At 41.4% G+C, this 12,619-nt stretch carries 5 protein-coding genes and 1 pseudogene; all 6 read left to right on the plus strand.

Features of this window, described 5'->3' with window-relative positions; genetic code table 11:
* The first annotated feature begins 535 nt into the window (after window positions 1-535).
* The 6 genes and pseudogenes from fabD to L0M14_RS06255 all read left to right on the plus strand — a co-directional run bounded on the left by fabD (window position 536) and on the right by L0M14_RS06255 (window position 12,596).
* Window positions 536-2,874 (plus strand): annotated as a pseudogene (gene fabD, locus L0M14_RS06230) (ACP S-malonyltransferase).
* Window positions 2,875-2,902: 28 nt separating this feature from the next.
* A complete protein-coding gene (locus tag L0M14_RS06235; RefSeq protein WP_235121329.1) occupies window positions 2,903-3,685 on the plus strand; it encodes an alpha/beta hydrolase in 783 nt (260 codons plus the stop codon).
* Between the two features lie 18 nt (window positions 3,686-3,703).
* The gene (locus L0M14_RS06240; RefSeq protein WP_235121330.1) at window positions 3,704-4,285 is read left to right on the plus strand and encodes a class I SAM-dependent methyltransferase; all 582 of its coding nucleotides are present in this window, start codon (window positions 3,704-3,706) and stop codon (window positions 4,283-4,285) included.
* Window positions 4,276-4,524, plus strand: a complete 249-nt coding sequence (locus L0M14_RS06245) for a hypothetical protein (RefSeq protein ID WP_235121331.1) — start codon at window positions 4,276-4,278, stop codon at window positions 4,522-4,524. The genes L0M14_RS06240 and L0M14_RS06245 overlap by 10 nt, the downstream gene beginning before the upstream one ends.
* A 14-nt stretch (window positions 4,525-4,538) precedes the next feature.
* Window positions 4,539-7,694, plus strand: a complete 3,156-nt coding sequence (locus tag L0M14_RS06250; RefSeq protein WP_235121332.1) for a beta-ketoacyl synthase N-terminal-like domain-containing protein — start codon at window positions 4,539-4,541, stop codon at window positions 7,692-7,694.
* An 84-nt stretch (window positions 7,695-7,778) separates the two neighbouring features.
* On the plus strand, window positions 7,779-12,596 hold the full coding sequence (locus tag L0M14_RS06255) for a PfaD family polyunsaturated fatty acid/polyketide biosynthesis protein (RefSeq protein WP_235121333.1): 4,818 nt from the start codon (window positions 7,779-7,781) through the stop codon (window positions 12,594-12,596).
* Window positions 12,597-12,619 lie beyond the last annotated feature (23 nt).

The following is a 12,619-nucleotide window of genomic DNA, read 5'->3' on the forward strand; positions in this document are numbered from 1 at the left end:
ATCATGAAAATCTTATCTGATAAATCAAGAAGAATCAAGAAATAATACCATTTACAGGGATTTGGTCTCTTATTTCTTCGTGATCAACTTGAAGAAAGAGTCTGATTGACTAATCGAATTTTGTCAAAATTTCTAATTTTAGGCAAAAAGAACTAGGACTTTCATAGAATTGACGTCATTTTATTTCGATTTGTATAATAGACCCAAAGAAAGAATTACGGTTACTCTCCGTACCTCATAATCTTATATTAAGCAAATCGCTGTTTCGGCACGTTTGTATTTGGATAAGATTACATATTGTTACCACATGTAGTGTAGCTTTTTTTAGTACATGAAAGAGGGAAGCTATGCTCTTTGAAGTGCACCCCCTAGAATGGATATTGGATAACCACCTGGTTGATCCAAAACATTCTAGGGGGTGCATTTTTATGCCTGAAATGCAAACCAGGCTTATTTAAGTTTACAGGGTAAGATTACAGTATTGGCTTCAGCGAATAGTAGTCAAGTTTAGTTTACAAAGGAGAGTAATAAGAAGATGGTTGCATTTATTTTCCCCGGTCAAGGCTCTCAAAGAAAAGGAATGGGCGGTACACTATTTGATGAATTTAAGGAATTGACGTTGCAAGCGGATCAAATTTTAGGCTTCTCTGTTAAAGAATTATGTACGGAAGACCCTCATTTAAACTTGAATTTAACCCAATATACCCAACCTGCATTATACATAGTCAATGCGTTTAGTTATTTAAAAAGAATCAGGGAAACAGTAAGAAAACCAGACTTTGTTGCTGGTCATAGTTTAGGAGAATACAATGCCTTATTTGCAGCAGGCGCATTTAATTTTGAAACCGGATTGAAATTGGTCAAAAAGAGGGGGAACTCATGAGTCGCGCCACCGGTGGTGGTATGGCAGCCGTTATTGGCCTAAGTGAAGAACAGGTAAAAGATGTGATAAGGAGGAATCATTTACAAAATATTGATATTGCGAATTTAAATTCGCCCTTTCAAATTGTGATTTCGGGACCTAAATCTGATATTGAATATTCGAAACCATTTTTTGAAGCAATACCTGAAGTTATTATGTTTACTCAACTTAAAACAAGTGGCGCATTTCATTCCCGGTATATGGAAGAGGCAAAAGATGAATTTAAAGAGTTCTTGGAAACGTTCACATTTTCCAGTATTCAAATACCGGTCATATCCAACGTTCATGCCAGACCCTATAAGCAGTCCGAGATTAAACAGAATCTGGTTGACCAAATTACCCATCCTGTCAAATGGACTGAGAGTATCCGATATTTAATGGGCTTAGAGGAGTTTGAATTTGAGGAGATTGGAACAGGCAATGTATTAACCGGACTCATCCAACGAATTAAGAGGGAAGCCGAACCATTAATAATTACTACTATGGAACATGATGAAAACTTTATCTTGGATGAAAAACCTCTACAGGTTGAAGCGCAGCCTGTTGATGATCAATCAACGGCTCCTGGTTCAGGCTTACCGGGAAATTAGATTCGATGAAGAAGAGATATCACCATTATCTTTAGGGAGTAGTGAGTTTAAAAAAGATTATAATCTGAGATACGCCTATGTAACCGGAGGCATGTATCGAGGGATTGCATCCAAAGAAATGGTAGTAAAAGTAGGGAAAGCCGGGATGCTGGGTTTCTTTGGGAGCGGGGGGTGCAGCTATCCCAAATTGAAGACGCCATTCAATATATCCAAAAGGAACTTTCACAAGGTCAAGCTTACGGGATGAATTTCATTATGAATTTAAACGCTCCCGAAATGGAAGAAAAGACCGTTGATCTTTATTTGAGATACAACATCAAGCATATTGAAGCCTCTGCTTTTATAAGCATGACTCCTGCTTTAGTGAAGTATAGGGCGAAAGGATTAACACGGGACCGGTCGGGGAATGTTATCTCTCTCCATAAAATAATTGCGAAAGTATCTCGTCCTGAAGTGGCGGAGATGTTTATGAGCCCAGCCCCAGAAAGAATTGTTAATAAACTCTTAGCTGAAAATAAGATAACAACGGAAGAGGCAGAGTTGCTCAAAGGAATTCCTGTAGCTGATGATATTTGTGTAGAGGCGGACTCCGGTGGACATACAGATGGCGGTGTTGCTTATGCGATGATACCCGCTATGATGAAAATTCGGGATAACATGATGGCGAAATATAAGTATCATAGGAAAATGAATGTTGGAGCAGCTGGAGGTATTGGAACACCTGATGCTGTTGCTGCCGCTTTCATTTTAGGGGCAGACTTCGTTGTGACCGGTTCCATTAATCAATGTACGGCGGAAGCTCATACAAGTAACGCAGTTAAAGATTTACTGCAGCAGATTAATATTCAAGATACGGAATATGCACCGGCTGGCGATATGTTTGAGTTAGGCTCCAAGGTACAGGTCTTAAAGAAAGGTGTATTTTTTCCTGCTAGGGCCAATAAATTATATGATTTGTATTTTCATAATAATTCCATAGACGAAATCGATCCAAAAACGAAAGATCATATTCAAGAAAAGTACTTTCAGCGTAGTTTTGATAAGGTGTATGAGGATTGCAAAGCATTTCATCCTCCACTAGAGATTGAGAAGGCGGAACGCAATCCCAAATACAAAATGGCTTTGATTTTCAAATGGTATTTTGGTCATAGCACGCAGTGGGCGCTTAAAGGCATGGAGGAGCATAAAGTAGATTTTCAAATACAATGTGGACCGGCACTTGGAGCGTTCAACCAATGGGTTAAAGGTACGAGCATGGAGAATTGGCAAAACCGTCATGTGGATGAAATCGGTGAAAAGCTAATGACGGAAGCAGCCAGACTACTTCATTACAGAATGAGATCTATTGCATGCTTTAATTAATTCTATATATGAATACGAGGTGAAAGAGATGAAATTAGAAATTTTAACATATGTACCTGATGGAATCGCCAGTGAAACACCACTTCTTTTCGTCCATGGTGGAAGTCATGGTGCATGGTGTTGGAAGGAGCATTTTCTTCCGTACTTTTCATCAAAGGGTTTTCCTTCTTATGCGTTAAGCCTTCGGGGACATGGAGAAAGTGAAGGGAATGAACAAATTCATTCATTTTCATTGAACGATTATATGAATGATGTACTTGAGGTCATGCAGCTTATGAATAAGAAACCGGTTTTAATCGGACATTCCTTAGGTGGAGCGATCGTTCAAAAAATAATATGCTCGCATCCAGATAAAATTCAGGGTGCCGTTCTAATGGCTTCGATACCTCCGAATGGCATGTCTAGAGATATTCGGCGCTTGTTGTTTACACGTTTTAAAGAACTGTATCAAATTCGGCTATTTGATAAGGGGAGAAGTCCTCATATGCCGTCTCGAGCTTTTTTATCTCCAGACTTACCTGATGAAAAGAGAGAAGAATACTTAGGGTTATTAAAACCGGAATCAACAAAAGCTCAGCACGAATCAATGAGACGGTTCGTTCCTAAGTCAGTATCGACTAAGGTTCCAATGCTGGTCATGGGTTCCAGGCAGGACTGGTTTTTTCCAGAGAAGACAGTTCATAGCATTGGGAAGAACTATAACACGGAACCTGTCATCTTTAACGATATTTCTCACGATATGATGTTAGATCCAAAATGGCGCACAGTTGCCGATCAAATTGTTCCTTTTTTACAGAAATTGGCGCCTTAAATCAAGGAGGACGTGTCCATGAGTCAACAAGGTTCCTATCAAATCAGTACGATTGCTAGCAATATCGAAAAAGAACTTGATCGATTAAAAGCACAGGTTGGATTATTTTGGGACAAGGAGCTAAAGCATTACAAAGAGTTTGGCTTGATCGATGGAATGTCTGTTGTAGAAATTGGTTCAGGGCCCGGATTTCTATCTGAAAAAATTTTGGAGCATTTCGGTAGTGTGCATATCACGATGATGGAGATTGATCCGTTATTAGTGGATTATTCCAAGCGTTATTTGGCACAGAAACATGATACACGTTATGACATATCTCAAGGGTCGATTACGGAGACAGGGTTACCTGAGAATACGTTTGATTTTGCGATAATCAGACTTGTGTTAGAGCATCTGCCGGATCCGATCGATGCGGTTCGTGAAATTTTTCGGATTCTGAAGCCTGGTGGTAAGGCTGTATTTGTCGATAATGATTTTGAAATGCATATTATTACATATCCTCAAATTTTACAATTAAGAGAACTTTATGATGCGTATTGCAAGTCGAGGTACTCCGAGGGAGGGAATCCGCGAATTGGCAGGAATTGCCGATGCTTATGAAAAAAGGGGGATTTTCGAAGATCGATTTGGAAATTATTTGTGCTCATAGTGAAATTGTAGGGGAAGAGATTTTCTTTCAATCAGAGGGGATAGGTATTCCAACGAAATTAGTACAAGATGGATTCTTATCAAGTAAGTCACTAGGGGAAATATCGATTGAATGGAGGAACATGATTAAAAGTAAAGAGCATGCTCTTGTTCGTCAACTGTATATGGCTGTTGGGGAAAAACCATTGTAGAGGAGCTGTAGGGTATGCAATTGGATTCTCAGGAAGAGATCGAATTAAGTTTGATAACTATCATCACGGATTTGTTTCAGATTTCAAGGGATTCTCTGGATATGGAGAAAAGCTTTATAGAACTAGGCATGAATTCAGTGCTATCGGTAGATTTCATAGAAGCAATTAATCATAAGTTAGAGATTGATTTAGGAGTCGAAATTGTTTTTGATTACCGAGGTGTTAGGGAACTAGCTGATTATATCCGTGCAAAATACGGAAACATGCAGGATCAGGACGTTCCTTCGGGCAAAAAGAACCAACCGGTTAATAGAAAACAAAAAGTAAAGTCTGAGCGAAAAAAAGCCGAGGATCCATCTAAGGCGGAAGAGCTAGTACAAGCGGAAGACTCGCTAAAGGCTAAAGAGCCAATTAAAGAAGAAAATGAAGCTCGCTTTTCTGATGAGGTTAAGCGGGATTCAGATATAGCCATAATTGGTGTTTCAGGCAGGTTTGCTGGTTCTGAAAACGTTGAACAATTTTGGGAGCACCTGCAGAACGGAGATTGCTGCGTAACAGAAATTGACCGAAGAGGCTGGGATCTAGAAGACTATTATGATCGTAATGCTGCCCGTAAAAATAAATCAACAAGCAAATGGGGCGGGTTACTTACAGATATCGATAAATTTGATACCGAATTTTTTAATATTACGCCCCGTGAAGCAGAGAGGATGGATCCTCAACAAAGGTTATTTTTAGAGGAATGCTTTAAGGCCATTGAAGACAGCGGTTATTCGATTGAACAGATGGCGGGAAGAAAAGCAGGCGTTTTTGTTGGAGGGCGGAGCTCGGATTATAAAGAAAAGACGTTGTTAGCAAACGATATCAATGCACTTACATTCTTGGGTACGGATATGTCTATATTGGCTTCAAGAATTTCCTACTTTTTAGACCTTAAGGGGCCGAGTTTAGCCATCGACACAGCTTGTTCCTCCTCCCTTGTAGCCATCCATTATGCGTGTGAAAGTATCCGTAGAGGAGAATCTGAAGTTGCATTAGGCGGTGGAGTCTTCGTCATTAATTCACCGGAGTTTATGATTATGGCCTCCAAAACGGAAATGTTATCCCCTGACGGGACATGTAAAACCTTTGATAACGATGCGAATGGTATTGTAGTAGGTGAAGGGGTAGGGGTTCTCCTATTGAAACGATTGGATGCGGCGATCCAAGATAGAGATCATATTTATGGAGTCATCAAGGGTTCGGCCATTAATCAGGATGGCAGAACGCAAAGCATCACAGCGCCTAGTTCACTTTCGCAAAAAGCCTTGCTTGTTGAGGCATATCAGAAAGCGATGATTCATCCCGAAACCATTAGTTACATGGAAGCCCATGGTACGGGAACCAAATTGGGCGATCCCATTGAATTCAAAGCATTAACCGAAGCTTTCCAGATGTTTACCGATAAAACTCAATTTTGCGCGATCGGGTCTCATAAACCTAATTTCGGGCATACGATTATGGCTGCCGGAATGGCTGGAGTTCTTAAAATTTTAATGGCGATGAAATATCGCAAAATTCCACCGACCATTCATTTTACCAAGGTTAATGAACATGTCGATTTTGATAGCAGCCCATTTTTCTTAAATACGGAATTGCTGGAATGGAAACGCAAGGAGGGGACCCCTTTAAGGGCGGGGATCAGCTCGTTTGGATTTAGTGGAACGAATTGCCACCTTATCATGGAAGAAGCACCTATGCACGAGAGCAGTCCCCATATGGATAGTAAGCCGTACTATCCTTTCGTTTTTTCTGCAAAAACCAAAACAGCCTTGCATCAAAAGCTGTTGGATCTTAGCACATGGTTGGAAAAGGAAGCGGAAAACTATCGATTTGAAGATATCGCTTATACATTGCTCATTGGACGAAGCAGTTTCCTGTTTCGCTGCGCTTTTATTGCCAAAGATGCAGCGGATTTAAAAGAGAAGCTTGTAGAGATTGTTCAAAATGGGACAACAACATATTACTTTAGCAACGATACCAATCAATCCCCCAAACGTGAGCCCGTACTAAAAGAATTAAAAGAATATGGTGAAAGTCTGCTTGAAGAATTAGGGGAATTCAGCGATATATCTTCTGACTCTTATAAAGAAAAGTTATCGGTGTTGTTATATCTGTATATTCAAGGTTATTCCTTGAATTGGAACCATTTATTTATGAACGAGAACAACCACAAGATTCCTCTACCTACATATCCGTTTAACAGAAGAAGTTTCTGGTATCCCGAACAGCCGCAAGCTGTCAACGCTACTCCAACATTTGAACAGGCCATTCAACTGCCGAAAAGCCAAACGGAACTACAACCCATTTCATCTCATCCTCCATCCATACAGAAAGAGGAACAATCTGTAGTGGATACTTTAATAATCAGTCTGGCGAATACCTTGGGTATTCCAGCAAACGTCCTGGATATCGATACAAAGTTTGTGGATATGGGATTGGATTCGATTACTGGTGTTGAATGGGTTCGAGAGCTCAATGACAAGTTCGGACTTTCTGTCAAAACCACGAAAATCTATGATTATCCAACAATCAGGCAATTCGTCAAACTGTTCGAAAAAGAATCGAAAACACAAAAAACGGGATTGCTGCAAGTTTCGTATCCATCGTCTGCAATTCGTACAGATGCAGAAGCTGCATATGTCGAAAAGCCGAAAGGGATTGCTTTGAAACCAATGAATGATGGACGAATTGATGCATTGGACATATCCAAGCCATCCGAGATGAATGTGGCAATAAACCGTCAGGAATCCATACCAGCTAACAGGTTAGAGGAAACGGTAATACACAGTTTGGCGAATATGTTGGGCATTGCTTCCGATGCCTTTGATCAAGATACCATGTTTGTGGATATGGGGTTGGATTCGGTTACCGGTGTTGAGTGGATTCAGGAAATCAATAGCCAGTTTGGACTTTCCATCAAAACCACAAAAATATATGATTACCCCACTATTCGGGCTTTTCTGGGATTCCTGGAGAAGGAATTGAAAGAACAGAAGCGGAACACGCCGGAAATTCCTTCGCAAAAGTCTTCATCAAATTCTTTGCAATCACTGATCCAACAAGTTCATCAGGGGAAACTTGGAGCGGATCAAGCCCTGCAGTTTTTTAGCCTTGCTGAAAGAAGCTAGTACAATAACAGACCTTACTAGTGCCTTATATGGTATTTCAAATGAAATAGACGGTTGTAGCATGTAAATAATGAGGTGGTCAATATGAATCCGGAAGAGATCTTCCAGGCATTGCAATCAGGGACGATGACTCCTGAGGATGCTGAAAAGATGTTATTAAAATTACGGCCAACAGCACCTGACCAAGACACTTTCAATCCATCGAACGTAAAACCTGAGTTATTGGGAAATCCGATATTTCAAAAACGATATCATTGTAAATGGAGTTACTATGCGGGCTCTATGGGACGGGGAATCGCTTCGGAACCATTAGTCGTTGCTATGGGCAAAGCGGATCTATTAAGTATTTTTGGGAGCGCTGGGCTGAGTGTCAGCGAAATCGAGGAGCATATTACAAGCTTGCAAACTCAGCTTGGACCGGACAAGCCGTTCGGTATGTGTCTAATTCGCAATTTGGATCATATCGAAGAAGAATGGGAACGCGTAGAATTATTTCTAAAATATCAAATTCCGGTCGTAGAAGCATCGGCTTATGCTCAGTTAACCTTGCCATTAGTCTATTTTCGCACGAAAGGTCTCGTTCAGCATGGGAACAAGATTGTAATTCCCCGACGCATCATCGGTAAGTGTTCCCGACTGGAAGTAGCGCGATTATTTTTATCACCGCCTCCAATGCCTATCATTCGTGAGCTATTAAACGAAGGATTGATTAGCGATGAGGAGGCAAGGTTATCGCAATACATCCCTATGGCAGATGATCTTGCTGTGGAAGCCGATTCCGGAGGACATACAGACCAAGGAGTTTCGTTTTCATTAATCCCATCCGTTATTTCTTTAAAAAATAGCTTACAGCGCCAATATCAATATCAAGAAGAGATTATGATCGGTTGCGGGGGCGGCATCGGCACACCTGAGGCTGCTGCCGCAGCCTTTACATTGGGTGCTGATTTCATTTTTACCGGTTCGATTAATCATTGTACCGTCGAAAGCGGCGCTCATCCAGTAATCAAAGATCTATTACATACCATTACAATCCATGATACGGCAATTACGATTGCCGGAGATATGTTTGAAGTTGGTGCGAAAGCACAAGTTGTTAAGAAAAGCACGCAGTTTCACGCACGTGCAAACCATTTATATAAATTGTACATGAATTACCATTCGCTTGAAGATATTCCACAGGCGATCAAGAATCAAATTGAAACCTTATATTTCAAGAAGACATTCGCTGAAGTATGGACTGAGGTTTGTGAATATAAAAAAGGGAAAAAATCGGAACAGCTAAGGGAAGCCGAAGAGAATCCTCGATATAAAATGGCTTTGATCTTTAAATGGTATTTTGCCCATTGTAGTCAGGTCACCCGAAATGGTGATGAATCTGAGAAAGATAATTTCTTAATCCCATGCGGTCCGGCGATGGGCGCTTTTAATCAGTGGGTAAAAGGAACTCCCTATGAACATTGGAAAAATCGTCACGTAGATCAAATTGCTGAATGGCTAATGATGAAAGCTTGTGATCATATACGTTCCAAACCACTTATGGGGGAAGAGGTATTATCCACAGAGGAACGCGTGGCAACAGATCATGAATATCCAGCGATTGCCATCATAGGGATGTCGGGACAATTTCCTAAGGCAAAAACGGTAGCAGAATTTTGGGATAATGTGAGTCAGGGGAAGGATTGTATTTCAGAGATTCCATCAAATCGTTGGTCTATCGATGATTATTACGATCCTGAGTTGAAAACACCCGGAAAAACGAATTGCAAATGGCTGGGCGTTTTAGAGGATGTGGATGTATTTGATCCTCTATTTTTTAGAACTTCACCAACGGAAGCAGAGCTGATGGATCCCCAGCAGCGCTTGTTTTTGGAAAATTGCTGGCATTGTATTGAAGATGCTGGTTTGAATCCTGTCAGCTTATCAGAAAGCCGCTGTGGTGTTTTCGTAGGCTGTGGCCCCGGTGATTACAGACAGCATACACCTGAAGAAGAATTATCCGCTCAAGGTTATATGGGAAGTTCCATGGCGATTCTATCGGCACGCATCGCGTACTTCCTAAATTTGAAAGGTCCTAGTCTAGCGATCGACACCGCCTGCTCTTCTTCACTAGTAGCTATTGCGGAAGCATGTAATAACTTGGTCTTGAAAAATTGTGATATGGCCTTGGCAGGCGGGGTTAACTTATTTTTAAGCCCGGCAGGTTTTATCACCAATACAAAATCGGGCATGTTATCTCAAGATGGCCGTTGTTTTAGTTTTGATACACGAGCGAACGGTTATGTTCCAGGTGAAGGTGTAGGAGTTATCTTATTGAAACGGTTGGAAGATGCGGTTCGAGACGGAGATCCGATTCATGGTGTGATTCGGGGATGGGGCGTCAATCAGGATGGAAAAACGAACGGCATTACCGCTCCCAGCGTGAATTCACAGATTCAATTAGAAAAAGAAGTTTACGAGCGTTTTGGTATTAATCCGGAAAGAATTTCTATGGTAGAAGCACATGGAACGGGAACAAAACTGGGGGATCCCATTGAGGTTGAGGCTCTGACTGAATCGTTTCAGTCCTTTACCGATAAGAAGAATTATTGTGCTTTAGGATCTGTTAAAAGCAATATTGGGCATCTCATTAAAGCGGCTGGAATTGCCGGTGTCATTAAAGTTTTAATGGCAATGCGACACCGTATGCTGCCGCCAACGATCCATTTTCAAACGTTAAATGAACATATTACCCTTGAAGACAGCCCATTTTATATAAATACGGAATTACAACCATGGGAGGTACCAGCAGGACTGCCCCGTTGTGCCAGCGTGAGTTCTTTTGGGTTTAGTGGAACCAATGCCCATATTGTGATTGAAGAATATCTTCAGGAGAACACATCCTGCGCAGTTCCGAACGGGGTAAAACCGGCTCAACCGCCCCTGTTTGTCCTATCTGCTGCAAGTAAAGAACAACTAAAAGCCTATGCCCAATCCATCAAGGACTTTGTAGAAATGAATAAATCGGTAAGCTTACACGATGTGGCTTACACTTTACAAGTTGGGCGATTGGCGATGGATTATCGACTGGCGTTATTAATCAATTCGAGGGAGGAATTACTTAAGGCCCTTGAAAGCTACATGACAGACCATGCATCGGAATCTATACGTTTTAACCAGATTAAAAAGAGCAAACATGAAGCGGGGCTATCGAACACAGATGAAGATACATATAAGATCCTGCAAAGTTACATTCAAAAAGGCGACTACTGGAACATATTGGATTTGTGGATAAATGGGTTTGTATTTGACTGGAATCATCTATATGTTACCCAGGATCAACCAAGGCGTATCAACATTCCTACATATCCATTCGCAAGAGAACGTTATTGGCTGCCTGAAAATATCATACAAACCAAACCTACAGCATCCGTATCTGCTGCTTCGGTCATTCATCCGTTATTACACCAAAATACTTCCAGCCTATTCACACAGCGATTTACATCCACATTTACAGGCAGGGAGTTTTTTTTGAACGACCACGTTGTAAGAGGGCAGCGCGTTTTGCCGGGAGTAGCTTACCTGGAGATGGCCAGAGCAGCTATAGAACAGGCCATGGAGGAATCCAGACCAACTTCCGTATGTTTGAAAAATATCGTTTGGTCCCGCCCGGTCATTGTGGACAATGAAAGGTATCCGCTGCATATTGAACTAAACGCGAATGAGCATGGAGAAATTGCCTATGAAGTGTATAGTAAACCCGATGAGGCTAATACCGAACCGATCGTGCATAACCAGGGTACCGCGATACTGAAACCTGCTGCGGAAAGAATCACCTTAGATCTAAAAGCAATACAATCCGAGTGCAGCCAAAGTATTCTTACACGGGAACAATGTTACGAAGTTTATCAAAGAAAGGGAATTGAGTATGGAATAGGTCATAAGGGGATTGAGAAGATATTTGTTGGAAAGGGACAAGTGCTGGCAATGCTCTCGCTACCGACCTCTCTCTCTCATACTGAAGAACAATATGTTTTGCATCCAAGTATCATGGATTCAGCCTTACAAGCTTCTATAGGTTTAACTCTAGATCAAGAAGAAATGGGTACAAAAAATTCTTTGAAATTATCGCTCCCGTTTGCTTTGCAAGAAGTTGAGATTTTTGGTGCTTGCACATCCGCGATGTGGGCCTTCATTAGACGTAGTAACAGCAATTCTCCCGAAGACAGGATTCAAAAGCTTGATGTTGATATCTGTGATGATACAGGAAGCGTTAGAGTACGCATTCAAGCACTGACAAGCAGATTTGTAGAAGGTGAGCTGGGGGCAGGAGGATCTACGGAACCTTTTGGAACTTTGCTGCTTTCTCCTATTTGGAAAGAGCAAGCAATCTCTATCTCGGCAGAAGCATCGCAGTTGGATGATTATGACCATCATCATGTATTCCTTTGTGAGTTAAGTCAAAATCTACAGCGAAGCATCGAAGCTCATTTGAGGAGAGCTATGCCGGAAGTCCGCCTCCTGACCATGCAGGCCCCCTGCCAAGAGCCGGACAAGCGGTTTCAGGCGTATGCCATTCAATTATTTGAGGAGATCTATCGTCTCTTTAAAGAAAGACCAAGAGGCAAAACGTTTGTTCAACTTGTAACCGCCAATCATGAACAACAACGAATCTTTTCCGGACTTGTGGGGCTGTTACGAACTGCTCATTTGGAGAATCCAAACTTTTTCGGGCAATGCATTGAAATAGAGACCACAGAGAATGCTGAAGGAATTGTAGCGAAATTATTGGAGAATAGTCAAACTCCTTCTGATAAATGGATTCGATATCAAAATGATAAACGTATGGTTCATGGCTGGATTGAATGTGAGACGATTCAAGTTGAAGCGAATATTCCCTGGAAAGAGGGGGGATTTATTTAATTACTGGGGGACTTGGCGGGTTA

The organism is Paenibacillus hexagrammi (assembly GCF_021513275.1).
In the GTDB taxonomy this organism is placed as follows: domain Bacteria; phylum Bacillota; class Bacilli; order Paenibacillales; family NBRC-103111; genus Paenibacillus_E; species Paenibacillus_E hexagrammi.

Coding starts and splice junctions, on each gene's coding strand:
- L0M14_RS06235 (WP_235121329.1), top strand. CDS start 2,903: ATGAAATTAGAAATTTTAACATATGTACCTGATGGAATCGCCAGTGAA.
- L0M14_RS06240 (WP_235121330.1), top strand. CDS start 3,704: ATGAGTCAACAAGGTTCCTATCAAATCAGTACGATTGCTAGCAATATC.
- L0M14_RS06245 (WP_235121331.1), top strand. CDS start 4,276: ATGCTTATGAAAAAAGGGGGATTTTCGAAGATCGATTTGGAAATTATT.
- L0M14_RS06250 (WP_235121332.1), top strand. CDS start 4,539: ATGCAATTGGATTCTCAGGAAGAGATCGAATTAAGTTTGATAACTATC.
- L0M14_RS06255 (WP_235121333.1), top strand. CDS start 7,779: ATGAATCCGGAAGAGATCTTCCAGGCATTGCAATCAGGGACGATGACT.